This window comes from Curtobacterium sp. VKM Ac-2889, assembly GCF_015350855.1.
GTDB lineage: Bacteria > Actinomycetota > Actinomycetes > Actinomycetales > Microbacteriaceae > Curtobacterium > Curtobacterium poinsettiae.
On record NZ_JADKSC010000004.1, the window covers coordinates 257297 to 271994 of the forward strand.

Below are 14698 nucleotides of genomic sequence, written 5' to 3' on the forward strand. Positions count from 1 at the left end.
CCTGCGCGGTCGTGGGGCCGGTCACGGGACCGCGGTCACCTCGACGCCGAAGCGGTCGACGAGCTCGCGCTTGAGTACCTTGCCGCTCGGGCCGAGCGGCAGCGCGTCGAGGACGTGCACGACCCGGGGGTACTTGTACGCGGCGATCTCGGCGGCGACGAAGTCGACCAGGACCTGCGGCTCGACGGTCGCGCCGGAGCGCAGGACCACCGCCGCCTCGATCTCCTGCCCGTGCACCGCGTGCGGCACGCCGAACACCGCGGCCATCGCCACGTCGGGGTGGGTGGCGAGCACCTCCTCGACCTGGCGGGGGTACACGTTGTAGCCGTTGCGGATGATCATGTCCTTGGTGCGGTCGACGATCGTCAGGTAGCCGTCGTCGTCCTTCGTCCCCAGGTCGCCGGTGCGGAACCACCCGTCGACGATGGCCTCCGCGGTGTCCTCGGGCCGGTCGAGGTACCCGTTCATCAGGTTGTGGCCGCGGATCACGAGCTCGCCGATCGCACCGTGCGGCAGCATGACGATCGCGTCGCGGACCTCGGGGTCGGCGATCTCGACGTCGACGCCCCACACCGGCGTGCCGATCGTGCCGGGCCGCGGCGGCTGTCCGACGTGGTTGAAGGTGGCGACCGGCGAGGTCTCGGTCAGGCCGTACCCCTCGTGGATCGGGGCGTCGAAGACCTGCTCGAACCGCTCGAGCACCGCCAGCGGCAGCGAGGCACCACCGGAGATCGCGTACCGGAGCGTCGGACGGGCCTCGGACCGGGTCGCGGCGTCGAGCAGCGCCATGTACATCGTCGGGACGCCCATGAAGATGCCGCAGCCGTGCTCGACCATCGCGGCGAGCGCCGAGTCGCCGTCGAACTTCGGCAGCATGACCAGCGTCGCGCCGGTGCGGAACCCGGTGTTCATCGTGCAGGTCTGCCCGAACGTGTGGAACAGCGGCAGCGCGCCGAGCAGGACGTCGCCGCGGTGCATGTCGAACGTGGTCATCAGGTTGGTGTTGACCTGTTCGAGCAGTGCGAAGTGCGACCCCTCGGCGCCCTTGGGCTGGCCGGTGGTGCCGCTCGTGTACAGGATGGTCGCGGTGTCGAACGGGTGCCTGGGGACGTAGGTGTCGAGCGGTTCGCTCTGCGCGGCGAGGGCCTCGAGCCGGTCGGGGCCGGCCGCGGACTGGTCGCCGGTCGGAGCCTGCGCAGGGGCCGGCGCGAGCACGGTCACCACGTCGACCCCGGCCAGCTCGGCGCCGGCAGCACCTTCGCCGAGCAGCGGTGCGGCGCAGACGAGCAACGTGGCCCCGCTGTCGCGCAGGACGTACTCGATCTCGCGGCGTTTCAGCAGGGCGTGCACGGGCACGGCCACCGCGCCGAGGGCGAGGGTGGCGTAGTAGACGCGGGGGAAGTCCGCGACGTTCGGCACGAGCATCGCGACCTTCGACCCCTCGGTGACGCCCCGCGCACGGAGCGCTCCGGCGTAGGACAGGGTCTGGGCCCACAGCTCGGCGTAGGTGGTGCGGACGTCGCCGACGATGACGGCGACGTCGTCGGGGTACCGTGCCGCCGACTCGGCGAGGATCGCTGCGACCGATGCGGTCGCGCGGGTGGTGTGGGTGTCGTGCATGCCGGTCTCCGTCGTCGTCGACGACCTCGTCGTCGTCGCAGCCGATCCTACGGCTCGTCCTGCCGCGTCGCGCGTGCTCCGACGACACCCGTCCGGGGCGGTCGCCGCACGGGTGTCCGGTCAGGCAGCGGTCGGCGCGGCGACCTTCCGGCGCACCAGGACCCCGGACGCCAGGGCGATCCCGAGCAGCACGACGAGTCCGCCGACGGGTTCGTTCCACCGCACCCGCTCCCCCAGCACGAGCACCCCGAGCGCCACCCCGACCACCGGCGTCAGGTAGGTGACGGTGGAGGCGCGACCAGCGCCCCACGCCTGCACGAGCCGGGTGTTCCAGGCGTAGGCCAGCCCCGTGCCGACGCAACCGAGCGCGATCATCGCGGCCACGATCCTCCCGTCCAGCTCGACCGGACCGGTCGCGATGACGGGCGCGACCAGCAGCAGCATCCCGGAGGCCAGCGTCAGCTGGACCGTCGCCAAGGTGACCGGGTCGTACGCGCTCGCCACGGCCACCCGCCGCAGGTAGGCGAGCCCGATGCCGTAGGACGCGGTCATACCGAGCAGTGCGACCTGCCCCGGCACGCTCGCCAGGACCTCGGGGTCGGTCAGGACGTCCCACGGGCCGACCAGCACGAGCACCCCGACGATGCCGAGCACGATCCCGAGCACCTGCCGTCCGCGCAGGCGTTCGGACGGCACGAGCACCGCGAGCGCGGCCAGCGTCATGATCGGGGTCGTCGCGTTGTAGATGCTCGCGAGGCCGGACGGCACCGTCTGCTCCGCCCACGCCATCAGTGACGACGGCACCGCGTTGAGGAACACCGCGACGACCGCCAGGTGCGCCCAGGTCCGCGGTTCCCGAGGCCAGCGCCGACGGGTCGCCAGGAGCACCACGACGAGCGTGACCCCACCGAGCACGGTCCGCACGGTGGCGACCTGCTGCGGGGCGAGACCGTCGAGGCCGATCTTCGCGAAGAGGAAGCTCGAGCCCCAGGTCAGTGCGACGAGGACGTAGAGGAGGGCGTTCACGTGGCCTAGTGTCGGACCACCGAGCGACATGCGGCAAACGCATGTCGCTCATGCCCACATGAGGAGGACGCATGACCGTCTCGGTCCAGCAACTGCGCGCGTTCGTCGCCACGCTCGACGCCGGGTCCTTCACCGCCGCGGCCGTCGCCCTGGGCGTCGGCCAGTCCGCGGTGTCGCACGCCGTCGCGGGGCTCGAGCGCGAGGTCGGCGGCTCCGTCGTGCACCGCGGCGCGGTCGCCGCCCCCACCCCGCTCGGCGACCGCCTGCTGGCCCACGCCCGCAGCGTGCTCGCCTCGGTCGAAGCCCTGGAGGCGGTGGTCCGGCCCGGCACGGCGCGCGGCACCGTGCGCCTCGCCGCCGTCCCCACCGTCTGCCAGGGGCTGCTGCCGCGGCTCCGCGAGCTGTGGGCGGTGACCCTGCCGGACGTCGACGTGCAGGTCTACGAGGGGGACGACGACGAGATGCCGGAGTGGCTCGAGGCCGGCACCGTCGACGCCGCCGTGCTCGTCGACCCGTCGCCGGTGCCGGACGGCGGCGTGGTCGTCGCGCGGGACGAGATGGCCGCCGTGATCCGCCGCGACCACCCCCTCGCCGAGCTGCCAGCACTCACCCTCGACGACCTGCACGAGGACGGCCTGGTGGCGGGCGGCGGCGGGTGCGAGTACCAGATCCAGAAGCTCCACGAACTCGACGGCCGGCCGTTCCGGTACGCCCACCGGGTGCGCGAGATGAGCACGATGTTCGGGATGATCCAGCGGGGCGAGGGCGTGTCGATCGTGCCGACCCTGGGCCGCGGGATGCTGCCGCCGGACCTCGTGATGATCCCGATGGCCCGGCGGCTCGAGCGCACCCTGGTGCTGAGCGGGCCGTCGTCCCGTGCGTGGCACCCCCTGGCGCGGGCGCTGGTCGACGCGGTCTGAGGCGGGCGGGCGGGCGGGCGGGTCGCCGGTCGAGCGGCTCCGGCGGCTCCGGCGGCTCCGACCTTCGGCGGATCCGCTCGTCGACGCGGCTCCCTAGGCTCGGGGCATGACCTCGACCGCGCTCCCCGCCGTGCCCCTCGGGCAGCGTGTGTGGTCCCAGACGTGGCGCGTGGCCGTCGCGGCGCTGACCGGGCTGTTCACCGCCGGTCTGGTGTGGCCGACGATGGACACCCGCGGATGGAGCGACCTGCACGTCGGCGCCCTGATCCTCGGGGACATGGGAGCGGGCCTGGTCGCCCTCGTCCTGCTGCCGTTCCGGCACCGGGCGCCGCTCGTGGTCACGGTCGTCATCGGTGCCCTCAGCTCGGTGTCGACGCTGGCGGTCGGGTCGGCCGCGATCGCGACGGTCTCGCTCGCCACCCGGCGCCGTGCAGTCGAGATCGCCGTCGTCGGTGCGGTGCTGCTCGGCGCCACCGTGCTCTACGACGTCGTCCTGGCCCCCGACCAGACCGTGCCGTTCTGGCAGATCGTGCTCGCAGGCACCGTCAGCATCGCCCTGCTCGTCGCGATCGGCATCGGGATCGGGCAGCGCCGGGCGCTCCTGCTCTCCCTGCGCGAGCGCGCGGACCTGCTCGAGCGCGACCAGCAGCTGCGCGAGGACCGCGCCCGCGAGCAGGAACGCGCCCACATCGCCCGCGAGATGCACGACGTCCTGGGCCACCGGCTCTCCCTCGTCGCGCTGCACGCCGGCGCACTCGAGTACCGCGGCCCGGGGCTCACCCCGGATGAGACAGCCGCAGCGGCCGGGGTCGTGCGGGCCGAGGCGCACTCCGCGCTCACCGACCTGCGCGACGTGCTCGGGGTGCTGCGTGACCCGGCCGCGAACGCCGGCGACGAGGTGACCGGCACCGCGCCTCCGCAGCCGACACTCGTCGACCTGCCCGCCCTGCTCGACCAGGCCCGTTCCGGGGGCGCGACCGTCCGGGCGCGCGTCGACTCCGACGCCGCGGCGGTGCCGACCGCCGTCGGGCGACATGCGTACCGCATCGTGCAGGAGGCGCTGACGAACGCCCGTCGGCACGCCCCCGGACAGCCCGTCGACGTGGTCGTCGAGACCGTCGGCGGTCCGGCGATCCGGGTGGTGGTGTCGAACACGCTGACCGACGAGCCAGCGCGCACGAAGGCCGCCGCCGGGCAGGGTGCCGGGCACGCCGCCGGCTCCGTCGCGGGGCACGGTCTGCGCGGGCTCGCCGAACGCGCCCGACTCGTCGGCGGGAGCTTCCGTGCCGGCAGCGACGACGGACGCGTGCACGTGGTCGAGGCGGTGCTGCCGTGGACGCCGTGACCGCTCCCGTCCGGGTCGTCCTGGTCGACGACGACCAGCTCGTCCGCGTCGGGCTCCGCATGCTGCTCAGCGGCGACGACGGTCTGGTGGTCGTGGGCGAAGCGGGCGACGGGCTCGAAGCCGAGGGCGTCATCGCCGCGACCGCGCCCGACGTCGTGCTCATGGACATCCGGATGCCCCGGTGCGACGGACTCGTCGCCACCGAACGCGAACTGCGACGGCGGCCCGACCTGGCCGTCCTGGTGCTGACCACGTTCGAGGGGGACGACCTCGTGCTCGGAGCGCTGCAGGCCGGCGCCCGTGGGTTCCTGCTCAAGGACACCCCGCCGCACGAACTCGTGCAGGCCGTACGGACCGTGGCGTCCGGGCGCTCGATCCTGTCCCCCTCGGTGCTCGACCGGGTGATCGCGTTCGCCGCCGGGCCACGCTCGGGCCCCGCAGCCGGTGGAACGGGCGGCGCCACTGCGGACGGTGCCGAGGAACGTCGACTGCTCGCCCTGCTGACCGAGCGCGAGCGGGAGGTCGCGCTCGCCGTGGCCAACGGGGCGTCGAACGCGCAGATCGCCGCCGACCTGTACGTGGGCCTGGCCACCGTGAAGACGCACGTCGGGCACGTGTACGAGAAGTTCGGCGTCGAGAACCGGGTGCAGCTCGCGCTCGTCGTGCACGCGGCGCGGCGGGGCGGGACGGGGTGGGGACAGCCCACCGGGTGACCGGGTGAGCGTCGTCTGAACGGTCGGCGATGTCCGCTCGGCAGGATGGACCGATGGCCGAGACGCACGTGAAGACGTTCACCACCGCGGACGAAGCGGCAGCCGAGGCCGCAGGGCTCGCCTGGCTCGCCGAGGCCGAGGACGCCGGCGGCACCCGCATCGCCCGCGTGCTCGGGCGCCCGAGTCCGACCGTGCTCGACCTCGAACTGATCTCCGACGGCTCCCCCACCACCGCCCAGGCCGAGCGGTTCGGCCGATCGCTCGCCCACACGCACGCCGCCGGTGCCGACCACTGGGGCGCACCTCCCGCCGGCTGGACCCGAGGAGCGGCGTTGCGGATGGGCCGTTCGCGCACGCCGTTCGTCGCAGCCGAACAGGCACCGGCGACCTGGGGCGAGTTCTTCGCCGAGTACCGGATCCGCGACTTCGTCCGCCGGATCGTCGACGCCGGCGGGTTCGACCACGCCGAGGCCGCCGTGTTCGAGCGGGTCGCGTCGCGGGTACAGGACGGCACCCTCGGTTCACCGCAGCCCGCGCTCGTCGGGGACCGCCCCGCTCGTCTGCACGGTGACCTGTGGGCCGGCAACGTCCTCTGGCCGACGGACTCGTCCGAACCCACCGGCGCCGTGCTCATCGACCCGATCGCGCACGGCGGGCACGCGGAGACCGACCTGGCGCTGCTCGGGCTGTTCGGGCTGCCCCGGCTCGAGACGGTGCTCGCCGCCTACGACCGGGAGTCACGGCTGGCCGACGGCTGGCAGGAGCGCGTCGAGCTCCACCAGCTCGCGCCGTTGCTGCTGCGCGTGTTCCTGTTCGGCGGCTCGTACACCGGGGCCGCGCTCCGGGCGGCGCAGCGGTACGCCTGACCCCTCGCACCGTGCGGCCTCGCTCACCCCGTGCGAGGTTGCCCGCCCCGGTGCCAGCGGCGCACCGTGCGGCCTCGCTCACATCGTGCGAGGTTGCCCACCCCGTGCAGCGCTACAGCCGCGCACCGAGCAGGCGACCCCGCACCGACCGGACGACAGCGCACCGTGCGCCCGCGCCGCCCGCGCTCTCCCCGCCGGCCAACCTCGCACCGTGCGTCCTTAGCTCGCCCACAGCCGGCACAGTGCAGCAGTCGGGGAACGCCCCGGATGCTCATCGACATGACCACCTACCCGGTACCCGTGACCGACCGACGCGACCCCGCGCGCAGTGCCGCGCGGGATCGGCGCCGCCCGCCCCTCGCCCGGCTGTTCCTCGGCGAGCGCGAGGACGCCCGCTGGCTCCGGCCCGCGTTCTGGGCGCTCCTCACCGTGACCGCCGTGGTGTACCTGTGGGACCTCAGCGTCTCCGGGTACGCCAACAGCTTCTACGCCGCCGCCGTGCAGGCCGGCACGAAGTCGTGGGAGGCGTTCTTCTTCGGCTCCCTCGACTCGTCGAACTTCATCACCGTCGACAAACCACCCGCCTCACTCTGGGTGATGGTGCTGTCGGCCCGGCTGTTCGGCTTCTCGAGCACCAGTCTGCTGCTCCCCCAGGCGCTGATGGCCGTTGGCTCCGTCGCCCTGGTCTGGGGCACGGTCCGCCGCACCCTGGCCCGGCTCGGTGCCACCACCGCGAACGTCGGCGCCCTGCTCGCGGGCTTCGTCGTCGCAGCGACCCCGGCAGCGGCCCTGATGTTCCGCTTCGACAACCCGGACGCCCTGCTCGTCCTGCTGATGACCGCCGGGGCGTACTGCACGGTGCGGGCGCTGCCGAAGGGCAGCTGGAGGTGGATCGCGCTCGCCGGGATCGCCCTGGGCTTCGCGTTCCTGACGAAGATGCTGCAGGGCCTGCTCGTCCTGCCCGCCTTCGGCCTCGTGTACCTGTTCGCCGCCCGCACCGGGTGGGGCCGGCGGGTGATCGGCCTGGTCGTCGCCGCCGGCTCCCTCGTGGTGGCCGCCGGCTGGTGGGTCGTCGCCGTGTGGCTCTGGCCCGCCGAGTCCCGCCCGTACATCGGCGGCTCGACGAACAACACCGTCCTCGACCTGGTGTTCGGCTACAACGGCCTCGGTCGGATCTTCGGCGGCTCGGGCAACGGTGGCGGAGGCGGCGGCATGACCGGCGGTACCGCGGGTGGCTCCTTCGGTGGCTCGACGGGCCTGAACCGGCTGTTCTCGTCCGAGATGGGGCTCGAGATCTCGTGGCTCCTGCCCGCGGCGCTCATCGCCCTGGTCGTCGGCCTGGTCGTCGTCGGCCGCCGGCACCTGGCCGACCCCGCCCGTGCCGGGCTCGTCCTGTGGGGCGGGTGGCTCCTGGTCACCGGCCTGGTGTTCTCGTACATGTCCGGCACGATCCACCCGTACTACACGGTCGCCCTCGCCCCGGCCATCGCCGGACTCGTCGGCACCGGCGGCGCCCTGCTCTGGCACGCACGAGCCCGCTTCCTCGGCCGCCTCGGCCTCGCCGCGATGACCGGCGTCACCGCGTTCTGGGGCTGGTGCCTGCTGAACGAGAACCCGACGTGGCTGCCGTGGCTCCGCTGGGTGATGCTCGCCGGTGGGCTGCTGTCCGCGGCACTGATCGTCATCGGCAGTGTGCCGTCGCTGCGCAGGCTCGTCACGGTCGGCGTCCTCGCCGGCACCCTGTTCGGGCTGTCCGGCACCACCGCCTACGCCCTCGCCACGACGACCGTCGCGCACTCCGGTTCGATCCCGAGCGTCGGTCCGGCGGGCAGCAGCTCCGGTGGGACGGGCGGCGGTGGCACCGGTGGCATGCCGGGAGGCACGGATGGACCGGGTGGACCGGCCTCCGGTTCCGACGACGGCGGCTCCGACGGCGCGTCCGACTCCCAGCAGGGTCCCGGCGGGACCCCGCCGGAGGGCGCTTCCGGCGAGGCGCCGGAAGGCGCCACCGGGCAGGCACCGGGCGGTACGACGGAGGGACCCGACGGCGCGGGCTCCGAGGCGGGGTCGGGCACGGGCCTCCAGGCCGGGGGTGGTGGCACAGGCGGCGGCACGTCGACCTCGTCGGCGCTGCGGAAGCTGCTCGAGGCATCCGACGCGAAGTGGGCGGCCGCGGTGAACGGATCGCAGTCGGCCGCGCAGCTCGAACTCGACACCGACACCGCCGTGATGGCGATCGGCGGTTGGTCGAGCGACCCGGCTCCGACGCTCGCGCAGTTCAAGGCCGCCGTCGCCGACGGCGACATCGGGTACTACGTCTCGTCCGGTTCCGGCGGTGGGATGGGCGGCGGATCCTCGACCGCGTCGGCGATCCAGGAGTGGGTCGCGGCGAACTACGAGTCGACGACGGTCGGCGGCCAGACCGTCTACGACCTGAGCAGCACGGAGTGACCGGCGACGGGGGCGCGGTGGATAGGCTCCGGGACATGGCCGGCCACCCGCTGCAGCGCACCGACGGCTCCCCCGTCCGCGCCCTCGTCGTCGACGACGAGCACGCCCTGGCCGATGCCGTCGCCCTGGCGTTCGCGGGCGACGGCTGGGCCGTGCGGTCCGTGCACCGTGGTCGCGACGTGCTGTTCGCGGCCCGGGAGTTCCAGCCCGACGTCATCGTGCTCGACGTGATGCTGCCCGACATCGACGGGTTCGAGGTGCTCGAACGGCTCCGCGACGCCCGCGACGGCGTCCGGGTGCTGTTCCTCACCGCACGCGACGCCCCCGAGGACCGGCTCGCCGGGCTGACCGGCGGCGGCGACGACTACCTGACCAAGCCCTTCGGCATCGAGGAGCTGCTCGTCCGTGCGCGGATCCTGGCGCGCACCTCGGCCAGGGTCGCCGTAGCCGGGGCGAGCACCGAGCTCGTGATCGGCGACCTGCGGCTCGACGAGGACGCCCGCACGGTCAGCCGCGACGGGGACCCGATCGAACTCACGCCGACCGAGTACGAACTGCTGCGGCACCTGGCACGGAACGCCAACCGGGTGCTGTCCCGCGAGCAGCTGCTGGCGAGCGTGTGGGGCATGGACTTCGGCACGTCGTCGAACCTGGTGGACATGTACGTGTCGTACCTGCGGAAGAAGCTCGACGTCGGGCGCGAGCCGATGCTGCAGACCGTCCGCGGGGCGGGGTACGTGTTGCGGCCGACGACGTGAGCCGATCGGCGAAGGTGATCCGGGCCTCTCCCCACCGTCACGGCCGACCCCGCGCCGGACGGGTGCCGTCGTTGCGGTGGCGGGTCGTGGCGGCCGTCGCGCTGTTGCTCGTGGCGACGAACGTCGTCGTGGGGGCGGTGACCGTCGTCGCGTTCCGGGGGTACCTGGTCGACCGGCTGGACGCGGAACTGTCGACGGCCGCGAACCGGACCGTCGGCGGACGGGACGGCGCGGACGCGCCCACCGGACCGCCGCCCGGGTCGTCGTCCTCGTCGTCATCCTCGTCGTCGTCGGATCGTCCGGATCCCGACAACGCCTTCATCGGTGCACCCGGGCAGTCCGCCGGCACGGTCGTCGCGATCGTGCGGGACGACACCGTCGTGCTCGGCGGGTACACCGACAGCGACGGAGACCAGCACGGGCTGGCGTCGGCGCAACGGAAGACGCTCACCGCGGTCGACATCGGCGCGGACCCCGCGACGATCGACCTCGGACCCCTCGGCGCCTACCGGGTGCAGGCGGTCGGGCACGACGGCGACGTGTTCGTCACGGCCCTGCCGCTCGGCGACCTGAACGCCGCGATCGCGCGCCTGCTGCTCGTGATCGGGATCGTCACGGTGCTCGGCCTGGTGGTCGCCGCCTGGGCACTCGCGCTGCTCGTGCGACGGTCCCTGCGACCGCTCGAGCGCGTCGCGTCCGTGGCCTCGGACGTCACGGCACTCGACCTGGAGCGCGGCGACACGGACATCCCCGTGCGGGTCGCCGACGCCGACCTGACAGCCAACCGCGAGGTCGGCCAGGTCGGCACCGCACTGAACCGCCTGCTCGGCCACGTCGCCCGGGCCCTGACGGTCCGACGCGACGCCGAGGCGGGCATGCGCACCTTCGTCGCCGACGCGTCGCACGAACTCCGCACGCCGATCGCGACCGTGCGCGCCTACGCCGAGCTGACCGCGGGCTCGTCGGACCTCGACGCCATCCACCGGAACGTCGACCGGATCGGGCAGGAGGCCCTCCGGATGGGCGAGCTCGTCGACGAGCTGCTGCTGCTCGCGCGGCTCGACGCCTCGGCCCTCGGCACCGCGCCACCGATCGTGCCCGAGCCCGTCGACCTCACCTCGCTCGTCGTCGAGGCCACGATGGACGCCCGCGCCACCGCGCCGGAGCACCGGTGGACGCTGCAGGTCGTCGACGACCACCCGCTCGTGGTGCCCGGGGACACCGCACGACTGCGCCGCGTGGTGACGAACCTGCTCGCGAACGCGCGGACGCACACACCCGTCGGCACGACCGTGGTGGTGTCGTTGCAGGCGTTGGACGGCGTCGACGAGGGCCACGGGGCCGGTGGCTCCGTGGCGCGCTTCGTCGTGGCGAACGACGGGCCGCCGATCCCCACGGAGACCCTGCCCACCCTGTTCGACCGCTTCACCAGGGGCGAGGCCTCGCGGACGCGTTCGCCGGGGCAGGGGACGAGTGGCCTCGGGCTCGCGATCGTCCGAGCGGTGGTCCTGGCGCACGGCGGCAGCGTCCGGGTCTCGTCGGAGCCGGGGCAGACGGCGTTCACGGTGGACCTGCCTGCCGCTGCCGTCGGCGTGGGCGTGGGCACGGGCACGGGGCCGGGCACGGGCACGGGGCCGGGCACGGGGTCGCATACTGGTCGGAGAACGTCGGACGAGGAGGCCCCGTGACGAACGCGTACGACAAGCTGCCCGGCCGTCCGGACCCCGCCGACCTGGTGGTCGAGGTCCCGGCGTTCGAGGACGACCGGCCCCAACCCGAGCCTGCACCGCCCGCCGCGGCGCCGGAGCTCGTGGCCGCGACCGAGTTCGCACGGTCATCGCACGCAGCCCCCACGATCCGCCGGACGCAGATGCGGGCGGGCGTGTGGATCGCGGGCGTCCCGATCGCAGCGCTCGTGGTCGTCGCGATCGTGCAGATCCTGCTGCCCCGCTGAACCGCTCGTCAGGCGCTCGGACGCGTGCTCACGCGCCCGCGACACCTCACGCACCACTGGCCGCGTGCGGTGTCGTTGAGCACGAAAGTCGTGCGCGGTCCGGATCGTCAGACGATCGACCAACGTCGAACCCGATCGCGTGCATCCGTGGCGGAGCGCCCGCAGGCTGGGTCTTGTCCGAGCAAGACGACCCGAACGGGTCACCACTGCAGAGATGGGAAACACGATCATGAACTCGTTCAAGCGCAAGTCCGTGAAGCTCCTCGCCGGCACCGCCCTCGGTGGCGCCGTCATCGCCGGGGCGTTCATCGCAGCCCCTGCGCAGGCCGCCGAGCCCGCGCCCAGCACCTCGTCGTCCGTCGGGGGCAGCGTCAACGTCAACCTCGACCCGGTCGCGATCGTCAACGCGATCAAGGACGCCGTCAACGACCAGAGCGACCGCGGCGGTGCCGTGCAGGCGGCACTCGACGTCGGGTACTGGAACGCCGGCAACCCCGACCGCCTCACCGTCGCGGTGGTCAACAAGAACCAGGACATCACCGTCGAAGGCGACGTCGCCGATGCCCAGTCGATCGACATCAAGGGCGGCAACTACGTCATCTACTGGTTCAAGGGCCCCGGCAAGGTCACCAACAACGGTGACGGCGGCTGGCTGAACTGGGGTGTGTTCGGCAACATCGAGCGCATCGACAACGTCATCCACGTCAACGGCGGCTGACTCCGGCTCCGGCCGACAACGCCCCCTGGGACCCCGGTCTCAGGGGGCGTCGTCGTGCGCCGGCGGTGCTTCGATCGCCGCCGGCCGGGTCCCTGCCGCCAGGCCGAGCTGGCGCCGCGACCGGATCCAGCCCCGGACGAAGGCGACCGACACCAGCGCCGTCCGGTTCGGCGCCTTCCACGACTTCATGAGCCGCCCGAGGTGCCAGGCAACGGCCTGCCGGCTGTAGGCGGTCTCCTTGGCGATGGCGTCGTTCGAGAGCCCGCTGGCGGCGAGCGCGAGCATCCGTTCCTCGGTCTCGTCCAGGCCGGGCGCGGACGCCACCAGGTCGATGTCGTCGGTGCCGAGCGGTGCCGCGGCGTCCTCTGACGGACCGCCACGCTGCTGCGCCCAAGCCTCGGCCCAGCAGGAGCCGAGCTCGTGCGCCACGAGCGACGCCCGGCTCATCGCGAGCATCGTCCGCCCCGCGTGGTCGATCGTCGTCGCGTGCTCGCGGGTGGCCGTGTGCATGACGAGCGCGAAGACGCGGATGGCGGGCAGGGCGCCGCGGAGCACGACCGACACGTCGACGTGCGGATCACCGGCACTGGCGGCGGCGACCTCGCGCAGCCGGACGAGGCAGTCGGGGTCGAGCGGCTCACCGTGCTCGACCGCCCGCAGCGCTGCAGGGAGCACGAGCGGGACGATCTGCTCGTAGCGCCGCCGGAGCCAGTCGTGTCCGTCCGGACGGATGCCGTGCAACGGTGGCGCGAGCAGCAGCTCGGTGAACTCGGGGCACCGCTCGTCGAGCGCCAGACCCAGCCGCTCCCCCGGGAGCAGCACGGCCGTCCGTCGTGCGTCGTCGCGCTCGGTCGTCATCGTGCGTCGAACGTATCCGGACAACAGGTGTCGTGTCCGCTGCGTTCACGTGGTGTTCGTTCTTACCCCGGACACAGGGCCCTGCTTCGGCCCCCGTAGCCGGGCTCCCGAGCATGAGCGGCATGACGGAGACCGACCAGCCCCTCGACATCGACATCGTCGTCCCCTGCTACGACGAGCAGGACACACTCGCCGCCCACGTGCGGCGGCTGCACACGTTCTGCCGGACGTCGTTGCACCACCCGTGGCGCATCACGATCGCGGACAACGCCTCGACCGATGACACCGCCCGGATCGCCGACGACCTCGCGGCGATGCTCCCCGGCGTGCACGCGGTCCACCTGCCCGAGAAGGGCCGGGGTCGTGCGCTCAAGGCCGTGTGGGCCGCGTCCCCGGCGACGGTGCTCGTGTACGTCGACGAGGACCTGTCGACGGATCTGGCGGCCCTCGAGCCGCTCGTCGCGCCGCTGCTCTCCGGGCACTCGGACCTGGCGATCGGGACGCGGCTGGCGGATTCGTCGCGGGTGGTGCGGGGCAGCAAGCGCGAGTTCATCTCCCGCTCGTACAACCTGTTGCTCCGGTCCACGATGGGGGTGTCGTTCTCCGACGCGCAGTGCGGCTTCAAGGCCGTCACCAAGCGCGCGGCCGACCACCTGCTGCCGCTCTGCGAGGACGACGCGTGGTTCTTCGACACCGAGATGCTGGTGCTGGCCGAGCACGCCGGACTGCGCATCCACGAGGTCCCGGTGGACTGGGTCGACGACGTCAACTCGTCGGTGCACATCGCGTCGACCGCGACCGCGGACCTGAAGGGCATGTGGCGCGTCTCGCGGGGCATCGCCACGGGTCGGGTGCCGATCGGCGCCGTGTACGAGGCGATCGGCCGCCGCCCCTTCACCCCACCGCACGTCGGGTTCCTCGGGCAGCTGCTGCGGTTCGGGGCGATCGGGGTGCTCTCCACGGTGGCGTTCGCCGTGCTCTACGCGCTGTTCCGGCCGGCGATCGGAGCGCAGACCGCGGACTTCCTGGCCCTGCTGCTGACGGCGATCGGCAACACCGCCCTCAACCGGCGGTTCACGTTCGGCGTGCGGGGCCGCGCCGGAGCCGGGCGACACCACGTGCAGGGGCTGGTGGTCTTCGGCGTCGCCTGGGCGATCACGTCGGGGTCGCTCGTGGTGCTGCACAGCACGACGCCGGGAGCCTCGCACGGCACGGAGATCCTCGTGCTGACGGCCGCGAACCTGTTCGCGACGTGCGTGCGCTTCGTGCTCTTCAAGGCGTGGGTGTTCCGCACCGGCCGCCGTCACCCGGAGCTCGTCGGCCCCGGGACGACCCCCGGGACGACCCCGGCCGCCGACGCGAGCACGGCGGTCACGGAGCCGATCGCGGTGAGCGACCGAACCGGTGAGCGAGCGGCCTGACACCGTGCCGGGTTACCCACCCGGTGCGAGGTTGCACGGCGCCCGCGG

Annotated in this window: 13 protein-coding genes; 10 read left to right on the forward strand and 3 right to left on the reverse strand. The window is 73.3% G+C overall.

The window, feature by feature from the left end:
- Positions 1-21: 21 nt before the first annotated feature.
- Together ITJ50_RS14340 and ITJ50_RS14345 are read right to left on the reverse strand one after the other, a co-directional pair.
- Positions 22-1620 (reverse strand): long-chain-fatty-acid--CoA ligase, encoded by a 1599-nt coding sequence (locus ITJ50_RS14340; protein WP_071250437.1) that lies wholly within the window; start codon positions 1618-1620, stop codon positions 22-24.
- 120 nt (positions 1621-1740) lie between these two features.
- The gene (locus ITJ50_RS14345) at positions 1741-2646 is read right to left on the reverse strand and encodes a DMT family transporter (RefSeq protein WP_082046982.1); all 906 of its coding nucleotides are present in this window, start codon (positions 2644-2646) and stop codon (positions 1741-1743) included.
- Positions 2647-2717: 71 nt separating this feature from the next.
- Between ITJ50_RS14345 and ITJ50_RS14350 the strand changes: the two genes are divergently transcribed.
- From ITJ50_RS14350 to ITJ50_RS14390, 9 genes are all read left to right on the forward strand, one after another.
- Positions 2718-3566, forward strand: a complete 849-nt coding sequence (locus ITJ50_RS14350; protein ID WP_194590765.1) for a LysR family transcriptional regulator — start codon at positions 2718-2720, stop codon at positions 3564-3566.
- A 106-nt stretch (positions 3567-3672) separates the two neighbouring features.
- Entirely contained in the window at positions 3673-4911 is a 1239-nt protein-coding gene (locus ITJ50_RS14355) for a sensor histidine kinase (protein ID WP_194590766.1), read from the forward strand.
- Positions 4899-5624 (forward strand): response regulator transcription factor, encoded by a 726-nt coding sequence (locus ITJ50_RS14360; RefSeq protein ID WP_056070111.1) that lies wholly within the window; start codon positions 4899-4901, stop codon positions 5622-5624. Before ITJ50_RS14355 ends, ITJ50_RS14360 begins: the two co-directional genes overlap by 13 nt.
- A 53-nt stretch (positions 5625-5677) precedes the next feature.
- Entirely contained in the window at positions 5678-6490 is an 813-nt protein-coding gene (locus tag ITJ50_RS14365) for a fructosamine kinase family protein (protein WP_194590767.1), read from the forward strand.
- A gap of 279 nt (positions 6491-6769) precedes the next feature.
- On the forward strand, positions 6770-8941 hold the full coding sequence (locus tag ITJ50_RS17680) for an ArnT family glycosyltransferase (RefSeq protein WP_267237859.1): 2172 nt from the start codon (positions 6770-6772) through the stop codon (positions 8939-8941).
- A gap of 35 nt (positions 8942-8976) precedes the next feature.
- Positions 8977-9699, forward strand: coding sequence for a response regulator transcription factor (locus ITJ50_RS14375; protein WP_323749914.1), 723 nt, complete (start codon positions 8977-8979; stop codon positions 9697-9699).
- A gap of 86 nt (positions 9700-9785) precedes the next feature.
- Positions 9786-11387: a sensor histidine kinase gene (locus ITJ50_RS14380; protein WP_194590769.1), complete on the forward strand. Its 1602-nt coding sequence runs from the start codon at positions 9786-9788 to the stop codon at positions 11385-11387.
- Positions 11384-11653: a hypothetical protein gene (locus tag ITJ50_RS14385; protein WP_017885437.1), complete on the forward strand. Its 270-nt coding sequence runs from the start codon at positions 11384-11386 to the stop codon at positions 11651-11653. Before ITJ50_RS14380 ends, ITJ50_RS14385 begins: the two co-directional genes overlap by 4 nt.
- Before the next feature lie 214 nt (positions 11654-11867).
- Entirely contained in the window at positions 11868-12371 is a 504-nt protein-coding gene (locus ITJ50_RS14390) for a hypothetical protein (protein ID WP_228499898.1), read from the forward strand.
- Between the two features lie 39 nt (positions 12372-12410).
- Here the strand turns inward: ITJ50_RS14390 and ITJ50_RS14395 are convergent, their stop codons facing one another.
- The gene (locus tag ITJ50_RS14395) at positions 12411-13229 is read right to left on the reverse strand and encodes a helix-turn-helix transcriptional regulator (RefSeq protein WP_194590770.1); all 819 of its coding nucleotides are present in this window, start codon (positions 13227-13229) and stop codon (positions 12411-12413) included.
- Positions 13230-13351: 122 nt separating this feature from the next.
- On the opposite strand from ITJ50_RS14395, the gene ITJ50_RS14400 reads away from it, so the two are divergent.
- Positions 13352-14650 carry a glycosyltransferase gene (locus ITJ50_RS14400; protein ID WP_228499895.1) on the forward strand — a complete coding sequence of 433 codons (1299 nt, stop codon included), beginning with the start codon at positions 13352-13354 and terminating at the stop codon, positions 14648-14650.
- Positions 14651-14698 lie beyond the last annotated feature (48 nt).

Coding starts and splice junctions, on each gene's coding strand:
- ITJ50_RS14350 (WP_194590765.1), top strand. CDS start 2,718: ATGACCGTCTCGGTCCAGCAACTGCGCGCGTTCGTCGCCACGCTCGAC.
- ITJ50_RS14365 (WP_194590767.1), top strand. CDS start 5,678: ATGGCCGAGACGCACGTGAAGACGTTCACCACCGCGGACGAAGCGGCA.
- ITJ50_RS14395 (WP_194590770.1), bottom strand. CDS start 13,229: ATGACGACCGAGCGCGACGACGCACGACGGACGGCCGTGCTGCTCCCG.
- ITJ50_RS14400 (WP_228499895.1), top strand. CDS start 13,352: ATGACGGAGACCGACCAGCCCCTCGACATCGACATCGTCGTCCCCTGC.
- ITJ50_RS17680 (WP_267237859.1), top strand. CDS start 6,770: ATGACCACCTACCCGGTACCCGTGACCGACCGACGCGACCCCGCGCGC.
- ITJ50_RS14390 (WP_228499898.1), top strand. CDS start 11,868: ATGGGAAACACGATCATGAACTCGTTCAAGCGCAAGTCCGTGAAGCTC.
- ITJ50_RS14340 (WP_071250437.1), bottom strand. CDS start 1,620: ATGCACGACACCCACACCACCCGCGCGACCGCATCGGTCGCAGCGATC.
- ITJ50_RS14375 (WP_323749914.1), top strand. CDS start 8,977: ATGGCCGGCCACCCGCTGCAGCGCACCGACGGCTCCCCCGTCCGCGCC.
- ITJ50_RS14355 (WP_194590766.1), top strand. CDS start 3,673: ATGACCTCGACCGCGCTCCCCGCCGTGCCCCTCGGGCAGCGTGTGTGG.